This window comes from Sporosarcina sp. FA9 (assembly GCF_051550205.1).
Lineage (GTDB): Bacteria > Bacillota > Bacilli > Bacillales_A > Planococcaceae > Sporosarcina.
This window is the reverse complement of the sequence record NZ_CP188819.1, coordinates 2,396,122-2,416,782: the sequence shown is the minus strand read 5'-3', so window position 1 is coordinate 2,416,782 and position 20,661 is coordinate 2,396,122. Positions and strand designations below refer to the sequence as shown.

Genomic DNA, 20,661 nt, shown 5'->3' with positions numbered 1-20,661 from the left:
GGAATGTATTTTGGATAAGTTCAAATTTCATGAAATGGATCTGACTTGGTTAAGAGGAGGTATAAACTTTCTAGACGGGGGTACAATGTTTGGAGTTGTTCCAAAGGCTCTTTGGTCACGAAAATATGATGTTAATGAAAAAAACTTAATCGAGCTACTGACAGACCCCATTTTAATCAGATACGGTGGAAACAATATATTGATTGATTCAGGTATTGGCAAAGGTAAACTAGATGCCAAAATGAAACGTAATCTTGGAGTTACTGAAGAAACAAAAGTCGAGGAAAGTCTTGCAGAAATGGGATTAACGACAAAGGATATAAACATTATTCTTATGACGCATTTACATAACGATCACGCGGCAGGTCTTACAGAGAAACAAGGCGACGAGCTTGTTTCAGTCTTTCCAAATGCACAAATATATGTATCTAAAGTCGAATGGGACGAAATGCGTACTCCAAATATTCGTTCGAAAAATACATATTGGAAAGAAAATTGGGAACCCATTCAGGATCAAATAATCACCTTTGAAGACAGTTATGAAGTACTTCCAGGCATCGAAATGATTCATACTGGGGGACATAGTGATGGACATTCCGTTATTAAACTAATCCAAAATAATGAAACACTTCTTCATATGGGAGATATTATGCCAACTCATGCACACAGCAACCCACTTTGGGTACTGGCTTATGATGATTATCCAATGACATCCATTTATGCAAAAGAGAGACTCATGAAAGAAGCACTTTCAGGTGGGTATTGGTTTAGTTTTTACCATGATGCTGTTTATAGAATTGTGAAATGGGATTCTACAGGCAAAGAAATTATAGATAGTGTCAAACGCTCAGGTATTATTTAATGAATAATAAAAGCCATCTCACAACCTTTAAAGTGATAGGTTGCAAGATGGCTTTATATTACGCTTTAGAAAGTTCGACAACTGTTCCAGTAGCTGCATCAGCAGCAAACTCAAATTGCTCAACTTCTCCATTTTTAATTCGTGAAATGCCGCCACGATAAACGTCCATTGTAATGACATCGTTCGAAAAGGGTTCTGTTTTCATAACAATCCAAGAACCATCAATTGGGCCTTCTTTCTTAAATGCATCTTTCACATTATTCAATACTGAATCTGCAGCAACATTTTTATCGATTCTATGAATCGCCTCATTGACAACAATACCTGCAGCGACACCAGTGAGAACACCTACAAGAAATTCTTTTAGTTTCATTAGAAATCTACCTCCAAATCTGACGTTAAGATTAGTGTATCATATGACAATAAAAAACTGAATTGATGAACTTTATGTTGAAGATAATTCGGTTGTCGAAATAAATAGATGGAAAAGTTCTACTGAATCATTTAGACTATTGATGATATTACATAATTAGGGGGAACTATTTTGAATAAAGAAACGCTGTCTATGTTTAAAACTTTAACAGAACTTCCAGGGGTTCCAGGAAATGAGCATGCCGTACGTAATTATATGCGCGAGGAACTTAAAAAGTATTCAGATGAAATCGTTCAAGATAATCTTGGTGGAATTTTCGGCATTAGAAAAGGTCCAGGGGACGGACCCCGAATCATGGTTGCAGGTCACATGGATGAAGTTGGTTTCATGGTAAGTGCGATTACAGATAACGGAATGATTCGTTTTCAACCGCTAGGCGGATGGTGGAGTCAAGTTCTACTTGCACAACGAGTTGAAATTACAACAGATAGCGGTACTGTAATCGGAATTATCGGATCAATTCCTCCTCATTTATTAAGTGATGAAGTTCGAAATAAACCTATGGATATAAAAAACATGCTCATTGATATTGGTGCAGATAATAAAGAAGATGCAATAAAAATCGGTATTCGACCAGGACAACAAATCGTTCCAATTTGCCCATTTACACCTATGGCAAATAAAAAGAAGATTTTGGCGAAGGCTTGGGATAATCGATATGGTTGTGGACTTGCAATTGAGTTATTAAAAGAAGTGCATGGTGAAAAATTACCGAACACTCTTTATTCTGGTGCAAATGTACTTGAAGAAGTAGGTTTACGCGGTGCTCAAGCTGCTGCAACTATGATTAACCCTGATTTATTCTTCGCACTTGATGCAAGTCCTGCAAATGACGCATCCGGAGATAAGAATGAATTTGGTCAGCTCGGTGGCGGTACACTGCTTCGTATTCTCGATCGCTCAATGGTGACACATCGTGGCATGCGTGAATTCATATTGGATACAGCTGAAACTCATAAAATACCGTATCAATATTTTATCTCACAAGGTGGTACAGATGCCGGAAGAGTTCATATGTCCAATGAAGGGGTTCCAAGCGCAGTAATCGGTATTTGTTCACGTTATATACACACAGCGGGGTCAATTATTCATACAGATGATTACGCAGCGGCAAAAGAACTTTTAGTGAAGCTTATAAAAGCTTGTGATAAAACGACTGTGGAAACGATTAAAAGTAACGTCTAATTTTGAACCGTCCAAGCTCCGATGTGGTGTTTGGGACGGTTTTTTTGTGAATACACTTGGCTTATATGTTTGGAACGTCTCACACAGTGAAAAGAACGATAGCCAATCAAATCGATGAGTGCCATATGGTTGCAACTACATCCCAATAGGATTAAAATGAAGAGTGTTTGAATATAAAGATTGGAGGAAATCGAATGTTCCGTACTTGGAAATTCCTATTCCTATTAACAATGTTTGTCCTATTGCTAGCGGGGTGTGCAAACTCCTTAGAGGATAGATCAGCCAGTGGTGTCATCGCGGCAAAAGAAGCTTTTTTTGCAAATAGTAAAAATCAGACTGAAGAAATCGAAGGAATAAAACTATATAAGCCAGCAGGTTTTACTATAAGTGAAAAGTCGGATGCCAATAATATCATTTTTAAAAAAGGAAATGAGACATTTCTTTTATTCATTAATCCAAATGAAAAAGAAGATAGTCGTTTATTCTATGATTTACTGTTGGCAGATAAAGGTAAGGAAATAATAGCCGAAGAAACGTTCTCTGATGATGGTAATTTTGGATTTGTCGCAATCATTAAAAATGACGATGATAGCACTGAACTTGTAGTTAGTATCGGAGGAGCAAAAATGACAACAATAACGAAGAAAAAGAAATTAGAAAAAGAAGTTAGAGAAATGATGGAAGTAGTAAGGTCATTAAAATAAGTATTCAACAAGTTATTGTGTGAATGGAGGAGACGTATTAAATGAACTCTACTAAATTAATAGAAATATTAAAAAAACGACTCCCATCTGAGCATTTTAGTTGGGATTTTGATAACAAGACAAATATTCTTCGACTTGAGCATGCATTATTGAAAAAAGGAATGGATATTTCACTTCCCGAAATAATATCCAAATATGGATTGAAAAAAGATGCGGCTATTGAAGATGTCGCATATACAATCGATGAAACCTTTAAAGCAATGGAGATAGAGTTAACAGAAGGTTTCAAAGGCAAAATTAATATTTATCCAGTCATTCGATCAACATCATTTACAGAAGAGACTTCTAGCGGACAACGTTTTATTATGAAGGATCACACCGTTGAAACACGTATTTATTATGCACTTGATTTGGATACGACATATCGACTTATTGACGAAAGTATGCTCGAGGAAATTGGGTTAACTGCAACTGAGATAATGGAATCAGCACTTTTCCGTGTGAGATCACTCCCTACTTCAACGAAAGAAGATGAAGTAGCTGGTAACATTTATTACTTTGTGAATAATAATGACGGTTACGATGCAAGTAGAATCTTAAATACTGCTTTTTTAAAAGAGATGGAATCTAAAATTGAAGGTCATATGACGGTTTCCGTACCACATCAAGATGTTTTAATTATTGGTGATATTAGGAACGATACGGGATATGATGTACTCGCGCAAATGACGATGCATTACTTCACGCAGGGTGTAGTTCCTGTAACTTCACTGTCATTTATTTATGAAGATGATAAACTTGAACCTATATTCATAATGGCAAAAAATCGTGTAGCTAGAAGGGAAAGAAATAATAAATGAACTTATTTTATAATTTAAATGGTGTTGGGGATGTATTGCTTGTTCAATTCACAGCAACTCGACCTAAAGATATTAAAATGGAATCAAAGGCGGATGTAACGCTCATTTATGATGAGTCAAATAATGAACTTGTTGGACTTAATTTGTTTAATGCTTCCTCATATATGAAGTTAAAAGCAGATGGACAAGTTGAGTTAACAGAAGGTTTTGCCCTAGAGTTAAAACAATCGTTAGTTAAAAATGGTGTTGACGTTCAATTAGATGTAGATTTTACACCGAAATTCGTTATTGGGTTTGTACAAAAAACAGAAAGTCATCCAAATGCGGACAAATTAAAAGTATGTACTGTTGATGTCGGTGACGAGACTCTGCAAATCGTTTGTGGGGCTTCCAATATAGCTGAAGGTCAAAAGGTAGTTGTAGCAAAAGTAGGCGCTGTAATGGCTTCAGGGACAGTAATTCGTGACGCTGAACTTCGTGGTGTAGCTTCGAGTGGAATGATTTGTTCAGCGACGGAACTAAATTTACCGAATGCGGAAAAAGGCCAAGGGATTCTAGTTTTAGAAGAGGACTCAGTAATTGGCGAAGCGTTTATTGTAAGCAACTAATAATGACTGTTTTGTGTTGAATATGTGCCATTAGAAGGTTATTGGGAAAAGAGAATCCTACGTACGTTTAGCTCATTTTTAGGAGTTAATAAGACATAAGATGTTCTTTTAACAGCATACTTTCTAGGGCACTTTTTTATATTGTGGATAATCATTTGATTTCATTTACTTTTTAATGTTAAAATGGTGTGATTGACACAAGAAAGAGTGATTCCTTTGAGTTGGTACAAAAGAATAATGAATAAATTGTTTAATGCTGAAGAAGATACATATGATGAATTGAATCGCAACGATGACAAACAAAGTATTGAGGATACGGAAAGTCAATTACCTTTAAATACTAAACCGGCTTTTCGTTTTCCGATTATTACGGATGCTGAAATATACGGTTGGGACGATATTGAAACAAATGGCGAGCAGGAACAAAAATACAAAGAAAAATACTTGAATGATTTAGACAAACTAGAAGATCCATACGAACCAACACCATTATATGAAAATGACAGATGGCCCGGAGAACAAATTAGTGGAAAAATCTTTAGAGCCGGGGACAAACTAAAATACGAAATGAATTCGACCGATACAACTGAAAACTTTGTGCCTGAAAAAAGAACAGAGAAAAAAGTGTATGAGCAAGAGATTATAAGCACGCCACTTCCAGTAAAACGTTCCAATAAAGCGTTCACTCCAACATTGGTTCCATCACCCGTGTTTGGATTTACAAAACCTACAAAAATTGCTGTCTTACCGTCGAAGACTGAAGTAATAGAAGATATCGAAATAAAGAAAACGCATATTCTAGAAAATGATGAACAAGAAAAAACTTCTATAAATATAGACGATAAAGTTCTAATTTCTGTACAGAAAGAAATTGTTGATGAAATCATTATTGAAGAGCAGTTGGAATTGATGCCGGCTATCAAAAGTATTGAAGATGATATAGAAAAGGCCGTTGAGAATACTATCGAAAAGAAAGAACGAACTGTGCCATTCAATGTATTAATGTTGAAATCCGATAAGGAAAAAATGTTGACGCGCAAGGCTGAGCAAAAATCAGAACCGGCATCAGAACCAGAACCAGAACCAGAATTAGAGCCAATCATTCAGAAAACGGAATATAAAATAGTTGAAGATATTGAGAAGATACATGAAGATGCTGAAGAAGAACCACTTTTGCATTATGTCTTACCATCACTTAGTTATTTAATTCCACCTGAAACACAAATTGAGGATACAGAATGGCTCGAATCACAGTCTACTAAGCTTGTAGAAGCACTATCCCATTTTGCTGTTATTGCAAATGTCATAGAAGCAGTGCAAGGGCCGACCGTTACGCGATTTGAATTAACCGTTGGGCAAGGTACTAAAGTTAGTAAAATTAGGAATTTAACAGATGACTTAAAACTAGCTTTAGCCGCTGAAGATATTAGAATTCAAGCCCCAATTCCAGGGAAGAGTTCTATAGGAATCGAAATTCCTAATCGAACAACGAGACCTGTTCGGATTTCAGAGGTTCTCTCTACAAGCGAATTTCAAAACTCTACTTCACCTATGGAAGCCGTACTTGGACTAAGTCTTACAGGAAAACCAGTTACATTAGATCTTCGGAAAATGCCTCACGGAATGATTGCAGGGGCCACAGGATCAGGAAAATCGGTATGCATTAACTCAATATTAATAAGTCTTTTATATAAAGCTGATCCGACAGATTTAAAAATGATGCTCATAGACCCGAAAATGGTAGAACTTGCTCCATTTAATGGGATTCCACATCTGATTAGCCCAGTTATTACAGATGTGAAAGCTGCAACTGCTGCTTTGAAATGGGCAGTTGCGGAAATGGAACGTCGTTATGAACTACTGGCACATATGGGTGTTAGAGATATTGAAAGGTACAACAGAGCAGTACAAGACAGTAGACGTTTTTCATTGAAAATGCCATACCTTTTAATTGTAATTGATGAACTAGCAGATTTAATGATGGTCGCACCTGCAGATGTTGAAGTGTCGATAAGTAGAATTGCACAAAAAGCGCGTGCGTGTGGTATCCATTTAATAATAGCGACACAAAGACCTTCCGTTGATGTAATTACAGGTACTATTAAAGCAAACATTCCTACAAGAATTGCATTCTCGGTTTCATCACAAATTGATTCGAGAACAATCCTTGATACACAAGGGGCAGAACGACTTCTTGGAAGGGGCGATATGCTTTATATAGGCAATGGGCAATCATCCGCTGTTCGGCTTCAAGGAACGTTTGTCACGGACGACGAAATAGAGCGTATAATAGAACACGTCAGAAGCGAAGCAGAGCCTAATTATTTATTTGGTCAGGATGATTTGCTTGCAAGTGCTATAGAAGAAGAGGAATCTGATCCACTCTTTGAAGAAGCGTGTCTATTCATTTATGAACATGAAAGTGCATCCACTTCATTGCTCCAACGTAACTTTAGTATAGGGTACAATCGAGCCGCAAAATTGATGGATCGAATGGAGAAAAAAGGATTTATTTCAGGTCAAAGAGGCAGCAAAGCACGGGATGTTTTTTTAACTGAAAAGGATCTAAGCCAAATTATAGAGATGCAGAAATAATAGTTAGTTTTTCATTAATTCTGTATTTTTGGACTGTACTCAGATATGCATATTAAATGATATAATAGGGAATAGATAATTTAGAATTGTAGATTGGGAACCAAAATGGTCCCGGGAGGTTTCAATATGACGTTGTTTCATTTTACGGGTATTAAAGGATCTGGCATGAGTTCTCTTGCACAGATATTACATGATTCATCTAATGAGGTACAAGGCTCTGATGTAGAGAAATACTTTTTTACGGAAGACCCTCTACATGAAAGAGGAATTAAAGTAGTTCCTTTTGATGAGGAAAATATTAAAGCAGGTATGACGGTAATTGCGGGTAACGCTTTTCCCGATAGCCATCCTGAATTAGAGAAAGCACATGAACTTGGATTAGAAGTAATTAGATATCATGATTTTTTAGGTAGGTATATGCAAAACCTTGTTTCCGTTGGTATCACTGGTACGCATGGAAAAACATCAACTACAGGTTTGCTCGCACATGTCCTAGACGGTTACGCACCAATCTCTTATTTAATAGGCGATGGGACCGGAAAAGGCGTTGAAGATGCAAAATACTTTGTTTTTGAAGCTTGTGAATATAAACGTCACTTTCTTGCATATGAACCAGATTACTTAATAATAACAAATGCTGATTTCGATCACCCTGATTACTTCAAGGATTTGGATGATGTTTTAAGTGCATTTGGAGAAATGGCGCTGCAGGTAAACAAAGCAATCATTGCATGTGGCGATGATATCAATTTACAAAGAATTCAAGCTAACGTTCCTGTTGTATTTTATGGATTTGATGAGTCAAATGATTTTGCTGCTAAGAATATTGTGAAGAATTCAGCAGGTTCGACATTTGATGTATTTGTTCGGAATGAATATTATAATACATTCACGATTCCGTTGGCGGGTGATCATGCAATTCTAAATGCATTGGGTGTAATTGCTCTTTGTCAATACGAAGGGCTACAGGTTTCAGTTATCCAGAATAGATTATTAACGTTTGGCGGTGTAAAGAGAAGATTCACAGCGGTAGAAATGAATAATCGTATTATTGTAGATGATTACGCACATCATCCGACTGAGATTAAGGCAACTTTACAAACTGCTAAACAAAAGTATCCAGATCGTGAGATTGTAGTAATATTTCAACCCCATACTTTTACACGGACAGCGGCTTTATTAAATGAGTTTGCGGAAAGTTTGTCTTCTGCTGATTACGTCTATTTATGTGATATTTTCAGCTCTGCTCGCGAAAAAACAGGAGATTTAACAATTGATACACTTGTAGAAAAAGTAGAAAATGCAAAATATCTTTCATTAGAAAATATTGAACTTCTAGAACAGCACGGGAATGCAGTATATTTATTTATGGGTGCTGGAGATATACAAAAATATTTAAATGCATTTAAATCCTTATTAAATGAACATGAAACAGCCTAATATGTTTTACTTAGGCTGTTTTTTTCATATATTAAAGGATAAACTTGGTTTATGTCGAAGATAATAATAGACATGACGTTTAATTTACTGCAGAAAAGGTAAACAATAGTTATGGGGAGTTGTAAAAGGAGGATCTGTATTGGAGAACTTGTTATACATAGCGGCAATTGTCGCTGCAATCGCTTTTTTAATATTATGCATTAGCTTATCGATGACACTATTTTCAGTTAAAAAGACATTGCAAACCGTTTCGGTAACGATGGATGGTTTAACAATTCAGCTTGAAGGTGTAACAACTGAAACGACTGAACTTCTCAAAAAGACGAATAGCTTAGCCGAAGATATTCAGAAAAAATCGGAAAAACTAAATTCGGTTGTAGATTCTATTAAAGATGTCGGTGATTCGATGGGTGGATTAAGTACAACCGTGCATAGGGTTACGAGTTCAATTACTGCTGAAGCTGAACGTAATAGCGAAAAAGTTGCTCAAGCAATTCAGTGGGGTAATGTTGCATTTGAAATCTATGATAAGTTAAAGGAACGTAAAACTGTAAGCAAAGGATGGACAGTTTATCGTCCGGTATCGGGGCAAAAAAGACTGCCACAACCTTCAAAACATTAATGTATTATCTGAATTTGTGTATAATTAGTTATAACAAAATAGGAGGAATTTAATATGAGTGAAGCAAACAACGTAAAATCAAACTACAATGATTCTCAGAATCAAAAGAATTATACTGGTGAAAGAGAATATGAAAATTCGTACGGACAACAAGCTTACTTACCAAACAGTTACGATTACCAAAGAGGTTATACAGATTCGTTTTACGATGAGTATGAAAGTTCTAGTGCAAGTAGTTTCCTAGTAGGTGCACTTGTCGGTGGTGTAATTGGTGCAGCGGCGGCACTTTTCCTTGCCCCGAAAACAGGTAAGGAAATGCGAGAGGACCTTTCAACGCAAGCTACACACCTTAAAGATAAAAGTATAGAGATTAGTACTGTTGCAAAAGACAAGGCTTCCGAATACACTGCTGTTGCAAAAGATAAGGCTTCCGAGTTCTCAACTGTAGCAAAAGAAAAAGCAACTGAGTTTACGGCTGTTGCCAAAGAAAAGACTGAAGAAGTAACTAAAACAATTCAGGAGCAATCTGAACAGCTTGTTGATAAGGTGAAATCAATGAAATCAAAGGTTTCCGCTCCAATGGATGATGGTACAGCATCTTCTGAAGGTGAAGAAGCCGTAGATTATGTTGAGGTATCTGCAGAAATCTCAAAAGAAACTGTTACTGGACAAAAATAAAGTTCGAAAAAAATCTCACCAACTAGAAACTTAGTCGGTGAGATTTTTAATGTCGTTTTGAAATGTAATTTCTAAGATGTCACCACCGAAGATCTCATCGTTAAATCCAATTGAAGATCCATTTCTTAATAAGTGATAGTTGCCATTAGGATTTTCGGGCAAAGTGTAATCGGTGTGTAAGAATACATCACCAAATACAATCGGCATATCATTTATAGTTGTGAATTCAAGTCGATCGTTATTATTTACAAATGTATCACCAGAGACAGTTTGGCCGTTTAATGTAAAAGCCAGCTTATTTTTCTTTATAGAAAGACTAATGTTGTTAAAAGTAACGGTAATTGTTTCAACTACTCTTTTTCCAGTTTCAATTGCTACTTCTTCGATTGTCGGTATACTAGGTTTGTCTATAATTACTACGTCACCGTCTTTCAGCAAATGGGAGTGACTGATTATTGTTCCTTGAATAGAAAATTGGGTAGAGCGATTTTTCAATAGTACCGATTTACCATTGACCTTGACTGTGAAGTTATTTGTGTTCAATAAATGTGATTTTTGAATAATCTTTAATGCATCTATAAGTGTTCTTGGCTGAAAAACTGTGATTTTATCACGATCTTGAATAAGTGTCTCCAAATCTTGTGGTTTATCATTTATGTATACGACAGGCTTCAAACGAACTTTAGCATTATCAATCGTTACTTCAATAGTAGTTAAATCATCAAACAAATCAGAAACAGTAACAGAAGCATCCTTTCCATTTTCACCAAGTAGTAGATCAATGGCATCGCCACTAGAAATTAAATCCTTTGTGCTCGCAGGTGTCCCGTTTAACAGTATTGTGGATGGTGTACCATGTTCTCCAGGAATAATAATATCACTACTATTGATTGTTACAGTCATTCCGAGACCAGGTTTTCCATAAAGTTGTCGTGCTTTTATATTTGCAGAAAGCAAAGCATCTCCGACTGTCATTTCCTTTAATTCAAAGAGTCTGATAGATTTGTTGTTCACCATTACGGACATATAATGGATAGGTGCTCGTCTTGCTGCAATTGCTATACCTATCGGTGTCACCAAATCTGGAGAGGAACCGATATCTTCAGCAATTGTGACTTCAGATAAAGCTTCGAGACCCCTGGTGCCCACTCGTGTTTCAGGTAGTTCCAAGTATTTACTAATTACTTTTGTAATCAGTGGGGTAAGACTCCCACCACCAACCATCATAACTGCTTGTGGGGGTTTCGAGTTATTTAGTTTAATGATTTCATCGGATATCGATTTACCAAGACGCTCAATGGAAGGTTTGATAACATTTATAACTTCTACAGTGGGAATGATTTGTTCGAAACCTAGAATATCTGTAATGGTCACTTCTGCATTATTTGAAAGAGTTCTTTTTGCAATTTCGGCAAGGGGAAAGTCAAGCAAGTAGTGGTTGCTAAGTGCCTCGGTTATTTCGTCACCTGCAATGGGAACCATTCCATATGCAATAACGGTACTGTCGGCCGTTATTGCTATATCTGATGTTCCTGCACCAATATCAACAAGTGCTACATTAAGTTTTCTCATTGATGTTGGTATAAGTACATTAATCGCAGCGATTGGTTCTAGAGTCAATGCTTCCATTTCCAACCCCGCACGCTTTAGAGCCGCCAGGAGAGATTCTACGACCACTTGCGGCAAGAAGGTAGCAATAACTTTAACAGACGCTGAGCGACCTGTTTGATCAATTAGGCTGCCTATTACTTCGCCATCAAGCCAGTGGTGAAGAACTGAATAACCAACACAGTAATAATGATCTTCTTTACCCGCTGGATTTGATGATAACAATTGTTGTTGTGCTTTTTGGACAGCAGCAAGTTCAAGGCGATTAATATCCTCAGTTGAAATAAGGGAGCCCTCCGATATATCAATCAACATAGATCCTTCGACAGTCTTTAAGGCCCTTCCTGCTGCTGCAACACTTACCCGTTTAAGTGGACCGTGTTTTTCTTCAAGGATATTTTTTATTTCAGAAATTACATTGGCAACACTTAGTACATTATGTATTTGACCATCAATCATTGAACGTTCTTTATGTTCAATAGTAATTAGGTCTTCAACATGATACATTCCGTTAGTTTCATTTAAAATAATACCTACGACAGACCGAGTTCCGATATCAAGTGCAAATAAAGAAGTAGTCAAAACCATCACCCTTTCTGTCATCAACACTTACCCGATTAAATAAATAGCGAGATAATGCGTGACTTTTCAATTTGCTATCACTATAATAGGTCTATTAACTAAAAATGTACCATACATTCTAATCTTCTGAAAGAGAATGTTATGGGCGAGAGAGGAGACGAACAATGAAAAAGCATGATCTTGATAAATTACGTGGACGTGTAGACGACTTGAATGCAAAGGTTTTAGAGCTAATCAATGAAAGAACAACACTTGTACAAGAAATTGGTAAAGTAAAAGAAAAGCAAGGTGTTAATAGATACGACCCGATTCGTGAACGTGAAATGCTTAACGCTTTAGTAGAATCTAATAATGGTCCTGTTCCAAACGGTGTTTTAGAACAGATTTTCAAAGGGATTTTCATGTCAGCCCTTGAAATACAAGAAGACGATATCAAAAACGCATTGCTCGTTTCCCGTACAAGAAAAGCTGAAGATACAATTGTAAATGTAAATGGATTAGAAATAGGTAATGGAACTCCAACATTTATATTCGGCCCTTGCGCTGTTGAATCTTATGAGCAAGTATTGGCTGTAGCTGAATCAATTAAGTCAAAAGGTTTAACGATGTTAAGAGGCGGGGCTTATAAACCACGTACATCACCTTATGATTTCCAAGGCCTTGGACTTGAAGGTCTGAAAATATTAAAAAGAGTTGCTGATGAAACGGGATTGTCAGTAGTTGCTGAAATAATTACACCTTCCCATCTCGAAGAAGCACTTGAGTATATAGATGTAGTACAAATTGGTGCACGTAATATGCAAAACTTCGAATTATTAAAAGAAGCAGGATCATTTAATAAACCTGTACTCTTAAAACGCGGCCTTGCAGCAACAATTGATGAATTTATACATGCCGCGGAATATATCGTTTCAAAAGGAAACAGTCAGATCATCTTATGTGAACGTGGTATTCGTACATATGAGCGGGCAACACGAAACACACTTGACATTTCTGCTGTTCCAATACTAAAACAAGAAACGCATTTACCTGTTTATGTTGACGTAACTCACTCAACAGGCCGAAAAGATCTACTATTACCAACAGCTAAAGCTGCAATTGCAGTTGGTGCAGATGGTGTTATGGCAGAAGTGCATCCAGATCCAGCAGTTGCTTTATCAGATGCAGCACAGCAAATGGATATTCCGCAGTTCGATGAATTTTACGCTGAGATTCAAAAATTCATGAATACTCACGGTTCATAATCTTGAGCAGACGCCGGACCTATTTATGGTCCCGGCGTTTTGTTTCGAAATGCGAGTTTATTTACAAGAATAGGAGGAGAAGACTTTGGCTGTCACAATTTATGATGTTGCAAGAGAAGCGAATGTTTCAATGGCTACAGTATCCCGAGTTGTTAATGGTAATCAAAATGTCAAACCGTCAACAAGGAAAAAGGTCCTTGATTGTATTGAACGACTTGGTTATAGACCGAATGCCGTGGCGAGGGGATTGGCTAGTAAAAAGACTACGACAATTGGTGTTATTGTTCCTGATATATCGAATAGTTTTTATGCCGAGCTATCTCGAGGAATAGCGGATGTAGCAACAATGTACGAATACAATATAATCCTTTCAAACTCTGATAAAAGGGCCGACAGGGAAGTCGAGTTGCTTGTAGACCATTTCGGTAAGCAAGTAGACGGCCTGATTTTTATGAGTGATTCAATTTCTGAAGAGGCACGGAAGGAAATGTCGATAGCTGCGGTTCCTGTAGTATTAGCCGGAACGTTAGACCAACAAAGTCAATTTGCTACGGTGAATATTGATTACGAGGAAGCTGCTTATGAAGCAGTGAAATTACTTGCATCAAATGGACATAAGCGAATTATTTTCGTGACAGGCACTCTGACTAAGGATATTAATCGAGAATGTAAAAAAGTAGGGTATGAACGTGCTTTAAAAGATGCGGGTATAGAGTTAGATGATGAATTGGTTTTCGAAATTGACAACACATACGATAGTGCCTATGAAAGTTGGAAACAAATTCGTGGGTTTTCAGACCGGCCAACTGCAATTTTTGCGGGTAATGACGATATCGCTGTTGGTTTGTTAAATGGCATACGGGATGATGGACTTTCGGTACCTGATGATTTCGAAATTATTTGCTTCGAGCATTCGAATATTACAAGAATTGTTCGTCCTCAACTTACAACAATGGCAGTACCTTTGTATGACTTGGGTGCAGTTGCAATGCGACTCCTCACCAAACTAATGAGTGATGAGGAAGTTGAAGAGCGGAAGGTTATTCTTCCCTATAGATTTGAAAAGCGTAATTCGGTAAAATAAATGCTTGTACAATTTATGACGTTGGTGAAAAGATCCCTTCCTCTACAAAATAGGAGAAAGGGATGGAATTTTACTAACGTCATTTTTATTAGTATAGATTGAGCTAAATAATCGTGCAGTAGGCTACTTGGAAACTCATATAAACAGGACCGTCCAGAAAATTGGTTTTCACTGACTTTCTGGACGGTCCTGTTTGTTTTTATACAATAGTCTCATTTCGTATGATTCGTAGACTTTGGTTGAGCATTTGTTCGTTCTTCTCAGTAATTTCTGCTTTTCTCGGAATAGGTTCATATAATGGGCTAGGATCTTCCCACGTTTGAATTAGAGGCACTGGGGACTGCTCTTGCCACTTAGACAGCCATTCTTCCGGCAGTATACCAGAAGGAGCATCCTGACCTTTCATTGTTAACCAAATTTGCGCCCACGCCCTAGGGACAACACGCCAAATATCATACCCACCGCCCCCCACAGCAATCCAGCGTCCATTGCAATATTTGTCTGCGATATCGCGAGCAATCCGAGGAATTTGTTCGAAAATGTTCATTGTTCCATATAGATGAGTCAGTGGGTCAAAATAATGTGCATCTGCACCGTTTTGAGTCAAGATCACATCGGGTTTAAAATGCTCCGCTATTTCTTCTATTGCAGTTTTATAAATATGGAGAAAAGATTCGTCTTCCGTGAAAGCATCAATCGGGAAATTAAAAGAGGTACCATAACCTGGCCCATTACCGCGTTCGGTAATTTTTCCAGTACCGGGGAATAAATACCGACCTGTTTCATGAATTGATAGTGTACACACGGTAGGGTCATCATAGAAACTCCATTGTACGCCATCACCATGATGAGCATCTGTATCTATATAAAGCACTCTTGCCCCGTACTTCTTTTGTATATATTTTATGGCTACGGAACTGTCATTGTAGACACAAAAACCAGAGGCCTTACCTTTAAATCCGTGGTGTAGACCGCCCCCAAGGTTTACAGCATACTTTGTATTTCCTTGCATCACTTCATCTACTGCGGTTAATGTTCCGCCGACTAACATCGCACTTGCCTCGTGCATATTTGGGAAAATTGGTGTATCCTCCGTGCCAATACCATAGATTTCACCGACTTCCTTACTAATAATTCCTTTACCCGCCTGTTTAACAATTTGTATAAACTTTGAGTCATGTGCTAAAAGTAATTCATCATCCGTGGCCATTCTTGGAGGAAGAATATCATTTTCATTAATAGCGCCCATTTTAGTTAATAAATCCAGTGTTAATGTAATTCTTTTTTGATTAAAAGGATGAGTTTCTGAAAAGGAATAACCAAGTTGCTCTTCTGAATAGATAAAAACAGCATCTTTCCTCATATATTGATTCCCGGAACGTTTGGCCATAAAACTTCGAAGCCTTCCAATCTAAGTTCATCAATTACATTAAGAGGATTCATTGTTTTGATTCGAATAACGAGGATTTTATTTTCAGGATTTTCTTTATCGGGATATACGAGCACACTTAATACATTCAATTTCTGTTCATGTAAAACTTTGGATACTTCAAATAGAATACCTGGAATATCAGGTACTCGAACTTCAATTTGTGAGCCAGGCTGATGAGCTCCTGTGAGTTCAATATATTTATAGAGTAAATCAGTTTCAGTTATAATTCCGACAAGTTTATTATTAGATACGATTGGCAATGCACCTATTTTATTCTCATAAAAAATCACTGCCGATTCCTCGACAAAATCCATTGGGTGACCGATAATTGGGTTTTTCGTCATTATATCAGCTAACGATAGTTTAAATATATCGAGTTCTTTATTTTCGGAGAATACGGATGGAACCGCTTCCTTTAAGTCGCGATCCGTTACAATTCCAACTACTTTACCTTCACTAGAAACGATGGGTAGGTGACGAACCTTTTTTTCACTCATTATGCTTAATGCATCTTTAATAGAATTCTCGGGTGCTAGTGTAACAACGGACCTGTTCATAATTTCTTCAATTAACATTTATAAAAACCTCCATCGATTTATTTCAATATATAAAACGGTTCATAAAACGTAAGCTATCGAATTGTTGAACAGAATCTTGTGAGACTCTACTGCCTATTCTAGCCATAAGACAGTTTGCTGGGTGGGAACTAATTTCCGGGTCATCGGTTGCGTAATATTCTAGTCCACCGACATTCATCATTTTCTCCATCACATTTCGATATTCCCATACATTTAGCTTTGTTCCTTTTAAATCCCAATGCCAATAATATTCGGTTGTTATAATAATATAGTCTTCCATGGCATCGTCCATCATTGAAACTTCCAAGAGTGCTTTTCCAACTCCGCCTGCCCTGAATTTAGGAATGACTTCAATAGCTCCAAGCTCAATAAGGTTTTCGATATTACCTTCTGACCATCGTTCTAATGGATCGGGATACAAGAATGTTGCGTAGCCAACAATCTCATTTCCATCCCTTACAATAATGATTCGACCTTCTGGTAGTCCTGCAATTTTTACAAGTGCTTTATGTTGTTGAATTGGAAGTCTAAATGCAATGAGATGTTCGTGAAAGTCTAGTTTAGCCATTTCATCTTGCGAAATGGGTCCTTCAACGATTACATTCCCATTCTTGTGCTTAATTTCCATCGCATTATACGTTTTTATATGGTTTATAATTTCCACCGCCTCACTAATAGGTGCTCATAATATTAGTATACAACAAATTCTATATTGAAAATAAAAAGAGCCTATCCAAACACTTACTAAGGTGTTTGGATAGGCTCTTAAATTTACTCTTCGTCCTCGTCGTCAGCAGGCGGCGTTGGGTCTTCATCTTCATCACCATTGCCGTTACCGCCAGTAGGAGGTGGAGGTACAATTCCATCATTTGGTGGAATGACTGGTTCCTCAGAATCTGGAGGAGTTATTTCTATTTCTTCTTCTATCTCAATTTGCACAATGTTAGATGGTTCAGACTGTCGCCCTGTTATATCAACTGCGCGAACGAAATAAGAACCTGAACTAATGTTATATGAATTAGAATTTCCATCAGCAATTGTTGAAACCAATGAACTTGATCCATTCTCCAGCCTATACACATAATAACCAATAACATCATTAGATACGGATTTTTCCCATGTCATCGTTGTATTACTCAATAATGCCGAAACTGCTGCAGGAGCAATAGTGTCCGGAACAAAGGGCTTTCCTGCGACTACATTACTTGCGAACCCTGAATTGGCAGGGAATAAATATGCAGGATCTCCACCAAATGGTGAGAAAATACGATCAATGTATTCTTGGTTCAGTCCAATTCCTCCAGGTGTGATGAATGCTGAAGGCGTTTCCGCAAGTGCACTATACTTTTCTCCATTCATTAACACATATGACGAGGATATTAGACTGTCATCTTCTTCAGTTGGTAAAAACACTTTAGAATTAAATAAATCGGTTCGAATTAGACCTGCATTCGTACAGGCGAGAGATGGCGCGAGACCAGAGATTCCACAAAATGGCCGGCTTACAACTCCATCGGGTTTTTGGAATTTGGATTCGGCCTTAACGATTTCTGGTGACGATCGATTCATTCCGTTCAAAAACTCTGCGAATAATAAGTTCACTCTAGTGCTTGGTTGACCGTATCTGTTTGAAGCAGAGTCCAGACTTGTTAGTCGAGACTTATAACCAAGCCATACACCAAGAGAGATATTAGGGTTATATCCAACAAGCCATACATCGCCAAATCCTTGAGTGGTACCTGTTTTGGCAGCGAGGTCAATATTGATATCCAAGTTTTTCTTCATAGTTTGTGCAGTCCCACGAGGACCTGTAAGTACATCGTGTAACATATCCGTTACTATGTAGGCTGTTTCGGGACTAAAAACATCAACAGGCTCTACTTTGTGTTCAAAAATGATATTACCATTCATGTCTTCAATTCTTTCTATCATATATGAATCAATGAACTGTCCATCATTTGCGAATGTTGAAAATGCATTTGTATTCTCTTCAACTGATGTATCTATTGTACCTAATGCAACCGCTAGCGATCCATAATGACTAGGAGTTATTTTTGAAAACCCCATTTTTTTCAAAAAGTCGACGGGCTGCTTGTCTATTATTTTTTCGTAAAGTCTCGTTGCAGCGACGTTTTGAGATGAAGCAAGAGCTTGACGTGCTGAAATTAGACCCATTTGTTCATTTGGGATAAAATTCCTCGGTGAATATTTTTTACCTCCGTATTTTGTTGTTTCATACCATACATCAGCAATTGGGCTACCAGCACTGACAGCACCATACTCGATTGCTGGCGCATAGACTAGTAGTGGCTTCATAGATGAACCGTTATGACGAAAAGCTTGTGTAGAATGGTTCACGTTCGAAATCTCATAATCTCGTCCACCAACAAATGCTAGGATTTTCCCAGTACTGTTTTCGATTGCAATGCTTCCAACTTGTACAGGATTTAACACTTCTTTATCTTCGCCGGTATCAGGATCTTTTTCAATTGCAACGAACGTGTGGCCGTAATTTTCAAATTCCTTGCTAATCTTTTGGAATTCGTCATACATTTCTTTATTAATAGTAGAATGAATTCTATAGCCGTCTACTCTCATCGATCGTTGGGCTAAAATGGTGTATTTCTCCTCAACCTTTTTTTCTTCTTCGAATCTGCTCGGGTCAACACCATCTTTTTCAGCAAGAACCTTTGAAAGTATTTCAATTGTGCGGTTTTGAATTTCTTGAGTTAAAAATGGGTATCGCTCATTTGCCCGTCGTGCTGGTCCACGAAAATCTTGTGTGATGTCATAAGCGATGGACTCGTTATATTGTTGCTCTGAAATATAACCTGTTTCTTTCATCCGAAAAAGGACTGTCATCATTCGATTGATACCAGGTTTTAAATTTTCAGGTTCTTTTATACCCAGATTCCCACTGTGAAAAGGCGTGTAAGCGAAAGGTGCCTGGGGGATACCGGCAATATAAGCAGCTTGTGGCAAAGTTAAATCCTTTGCTTTTACGTTGAAAATTCCTTCAGCAGCCGTTTCGATTCCTGCTATATTTTGTCCCGCAGAGTTCCTACCATAAGGAATAATATTTAAGTACGCTTCTAATATCTCATCTTTTTTCATGAATTTTTCTAGACGCATAGCAAGAAGGATTTCTTTAGCTTTTCGTTCATAAGAAACTTCATTCGTTAATATTTGGATTTTAATGAGTTGTTGAGTCAGTGTCGATCCACCTGTTTGAGTGTCAGAGTTTGTGACATCTTGTAATAGACCTCGGAATATTGCTTTAGGAACAATTCCTGTATGCGACTCGAAATACTCGTCCTCCGTAGCTAGAACTGCATCAATAACATATTGTGAAACATCCTTTAGTTTCACTTCTTTCCGTTCGATGTCCGAGTTTACTTTACCAAGATAGATACCATCGGCTAAATACAGTTCAGATGTTTCTTCGTAGGTTAGAATCGTGTTTTTCATTTCTTGTTGTGAACGTAACGGTTCTTTTGCTACGAGTGATGCAAAATAACCCGCACCAATAGAACCTGCGAAGATGATTGCTGTGACTCCAATGATAATAAAAAGTAAAAATAAATTCCAAATAACACCGGATGTAATACGTAAGCCTTTAGCCCACTTAGTTTGTGCTAATGCATCAATTTTCTCTTCTATTAGTTTAATAGGTTTTTTATTCTGTTCACTCAACTCATATGACCTCCTTAAATCTTTCCCATTATAGCATATTATTTCATGGAGAATCATATATGAATGATGCTTAAGTTAAGTTTCTGCTTCTGACAATTTAGGCTGTATTGGGATCTATTGATAAGTGGTTTTCAAGTTCAAACTCTTGGTTGGACACTGATTGGATTACATTACAAATCTCGGTCATTTCGTTGCAAAGCTCTGAAATCATTTTTTGTTTTCTTTTGAGTGGTATTCAATACTACTTAGTGCTAGATTTCTAATTATTCAGGTTGTACTCTTAGTTTTTTTACTTTTGAAGTGCTGTTCTGAGTACTGTTTGTAGGCGATTTGTGTGTCGTTCTAAAAACGATCAATTCATTTTGATTGACAACTTAAAACTAACGTATAGAATTGTCCATATACATAAACTTTCACATGATGAAATAGTCGAAGTAGTGTTGGTATTGCCGT

At 37.3% G+C, this 20,661-nt stretch carries 17 protein-coding genes and 1 other annotated feature (1 of these 18 only partly in view); of the genes, 11 read left to right on the top strand and 6 right to left on the bottom strand.

Features of this window, described 5'->3' with window-relative positions; all coding sequences use genetic code 11:
- The first annotated feature begins 10 nt into the window (after positions 1–10).
- On the top strand, positions 11–862 hold the full coding sequence (locus ACP8HH_RS12030; RefSeq protein ID WP_438311599.1) for a YtnP family quorum-quenching lactonase: 852 nt from the start codon (positions 11–13) through the stop codon (positions 860–862).
- 58 nt (positions 863–920) lie between these two features.
- Here ACP8HH_RS12030 and ACP8HH_RS12025 read toward each other — a convergent pair whose 3' ends face one another.
- On the bottom strand, positions 921–1,235 hold the full coding sequence (locus ACP8HH_RS12025) for a hypothetical protein (protein ID WP_438311596.1): 315 nt from the start codon (positions 1,233–1,235) through the stop codon (positions 921–923).
- Between the two features lie 171 nt (positions 1,236–1,406).
- Between ACP8HH_RS12025 and ACP8HH_RS12020 the strand changes: the two genes are divergently transcribed.
- The 8 genes from ACP8HH_RS12020 (at position 1,407) to ACP8HH_RS11985 (ending at position 9,987) form a co-directional block, all read left to right on the top strand.
- Complete coding sequence (locus tag ACP8HH_RS12020; protein ID WP_438311593.1) at positions 1,407–2,480, top strand: M42 family metallopeptidase; 1,074 nt, start codon at positions 1,407–1,409, stop codon at positions 2,478–2,480.
- A gap of 194 nt (positions 2,481–2,674) precedes the next feature.
- Complete coding sequence (locus ACP8HH_RS12015) at positions 2,675–3,184, top strand: hypothetical protein (protein WP_438311591.1); 510 nt, start codon at positions 2,675–2,677, stop codon at positions 3,182–3,184.
- Positions 3,185–3,225: 41 nt separating this feature from the next.
- A complete protein-coding gene (locus tag ACP8HH_RS12010; protein ID WP_438311589.1) occupies positions 3,226–4,044 on the top strand; it encodes a DUF1444 family protein in 819 nt (272 codons plus the stop codon).
- Positions 4,041–4,652: a YtpR family tRNA-binding protein gene (ytpR, locus tag ACP8HH_RS12005; protein WP_438311587.1), complete on the top strand. Its 612-nt coding sequence runs from the start codon at positions 4,041–4,043 to the stop codon at positions 4,650–4,652. The genes ACP8HH_RS12010 and ytpR overlap by 4 nt, the downstream gene beginning before the upstream one ends.
- Positions 4,653–4,889: 237 nt before the next feature.
- Positions 4,890–7,247 carry a DNA translocase FtsK gene (locus ACP8HH_RS12000; protein WP_438311585.1) on the top strand — a complete coding sequence of 786 codons (2,358 nt, stop codon included), beginning with the start codon at positions 4,890–4,892 and terminating at the stop codon, positions 7,245–7,247.
- 126 nt (positions 7,248–7,373) lie between these two features.
- A complete protein-coding gene (murC, locus tag ACP8HH_RS11995; protein WP_438311583.1) occupies positions 7,374–8,687 on the top strand; it encodes a UDP-N-acetylmuramate--L-alanine ligase in 1,314 nt (437 codons plus the stop codon).
- A 139-nt stretch (positions 8,688–8,826) separates the two neighbouring features.
- Positions 8,827–9,309, top strand: coding sequence for a DUF948 domain-containing protein (locus ACP8HH_RS11990; RefSeq protein ID WP_438311581.1), 483 nt, complete (start codon positions 8,827–8,829; stop codon positions 9,307–9,309).
- 54 nt (positions 9,310–9,363) lie between these two features.
- Entirely contained in the window at positions 9,364–9,987 is a 624-nt protein-coding gene (locus ACP8HH_RS11985; protein WP_438311579.1) for a YtxH domain-containing protein, read from the top strand.
- Positions 9,988–10,017: 30 nt separating this feature from the next.
- On the opposite strand, the gene ACP8HH_RS11980 is transcribed toward ACP8HH_RS11985, so the two are convergent.
- A complete protein-coding gene (locus tag ACP8HH_RS11980; protein ID WP_438319152.1) occupies positions 10,018–12,183 on the bottom strand; it encodes a cell division protein FtsA in 2,166 nt (721 codons plus the stop codon).
- A 158-nt stretch (positions 12,184–12,341) separates the two neighbouring features.
- Here ACP8HH_RS11980 and ACP8HH_RS11975 point away from each other — a divergent pair, with 158 nt between their 5' ends.
- A complete protein-coding gene (locus tag ACP8HH_RS11975) occupies positions 12,342–13,421 on the top strand; it encodes a bifunctional 3-deoxy-7-phosphoheptulonate synthase/chorismate mutase (RefSeq protein ID WP_438311578.1) in 1,080 nt (359 codons plus the stop codon).
- Positions 13,422–13,506: 85 nt separating this feature from the next.
- Positions 13,507–14,505 carry a catabolite control protein A gene (gene ccpA / locus ACP8HH_RS11970; protein ID WP_438311575.1) on the top strand — a complete coding sequence of 333 codons (999 nt, stop codon included), beginning with the start codon at positions 13,507–13,509 and terminating at the stop codon, positions 14,503–14,505.
- 199 nt (positions 14,506–14,704) lie between these two features.
- Here ccpA and ACP8HH_RS11965 read toward each other — a convergent pair whose 3' ends face one another.
- From ACP8HH_RS11965 to ACP8HH_RS11950, 4 genes are all read right to left on the bottom strand, one after another.
- Complete coding sequence (locus ACP8HH_RS11965) at positions 14,705–15,895, bottom strand: acetoin utilization protein AcuC (RefSeq protein ID WP_438311573.1); 1,191 nt, start codon at positions 15,893–15,895, stop codon at positions 14,705–14,707.
- Positions 15,865–16,512 (bottom strand): acetoin utilization AcuB family protein, encoded by a 648-nt coding sequence (locus tag ACP8HH_RS11960; RefSeq protein ID WP_438311571.1) that lies wholly within the window; start codon positions 16,510–16,512, stop codon positions 15,865–15,867. The genes ACP8HH_RS11965 and ACP8HH_RS11960 overlap by 31 nt, the downstream gene beginning before the upstream one ends.
- Before the next feature lie 25 nt (positions 16,513–16,537).
- Positions 16,538–17,170: a GNAT family N-acetyltransferase gene (locus ACP8HH_RS11955; RefSeq protein ID WP_438319150.1), complete on the bottom strand. Its 633-nt coding sequence runs from the start codon at positions 17,168–17,170 to the stop codon at positions 16,538–16,540.
- Between the two features lie 116 nt (positions 17,171–17,286).
- On the bottom strand, positions 17,287–20,208 hold the full coding sequence (locus ACP8HH_RS11950; protein ID WP_438311569.1) for a transglycosylase domain-containing protein: 2,922 nt from the start codon (positions 20,206–20,208) through the stop codon (positions 17,287–17,289).
- Positions 20,209–20,619: 411 nt separating this feature from the next.
- Positions 20,620–20,661, top strand: a binding site (T-box leader) (it continues 156 nt past the right edge of the window).

Coding starts and splice junctions, on each gene's coding strand:
- murC (WP_438311583.1), top strand. CDS start 7,374: ATGACGTTGTTTCATTTTACGGGTATTAAAGGATCTGGCATGAGTTCT.
- ACP8HH_RS12025 (WP_438311596.1), bottom strand. CDS start 1,235: ATGAAACTAAAAGAATTTCTTGTAGGTGTTCTCACTGGTGTCGCTGCA.
- ytpR (WP_438311587.1), top strand. CDS start 4,041: ATGAACTTATTTTATAATTTAAATGGTGTTGGGGATGTATTGCTTGTT.
- ACP8HH_RS12010 (WP_438311589.1), top strand. CDS start 3,226: ATGAACTCTACTAAATTAATAGAAATATTAAAAAAACGACTCCCATCT.
- ACP8HH_RS11985 (WP_438311579.1), top strand. CDS start 9,364: ATGAGTGAAGCAAACAACGTAAAATCAAACTACAATGATTCTCAGAAT.
- ACP8HH_RS12015 (WP_438311591.1), top strand. CDS start 2,675: ATGTTCCGTACTTGGAAATTCCTATTCCTATTAACAATGTTTGTCCTA.
- ACP8HH_RS11965 (WP_438311573.1), bottom strand. CDS start 15,895: ATGGCCAAACGTTCCGGGAATCAATATATGAGGAAAGATGCTGTTTTT.
- ACP8HH_RS11960 (WP_438311571.1), bottom strand. CDS start 16,512: ATGTTAATTGAAGAAATTATGAACAGGTCCGTTGTTACACTAGCACCC.
- ACP8HH_RS11975 (WP_438311578.1), top strand. CDS start 12,342: ATGAAAAAGCATGATCTTGATAAATTACGTGGACGTGTAGACGACTTG.
- ACP8HH_RS12000 (WP_438311585.1), top strand. CDS start 4,890: ATGAATAAATTGTTTAATGCTGAAGAAGATACATATGATGAATTGAAT.
- ACP8HH_RS11980 (WP_438319152.1), bottom strand. CDS start 12,183: ATGGTTTTGACTACTTCTTTATTTGCACTTGATATCGGAACTCGGTCT.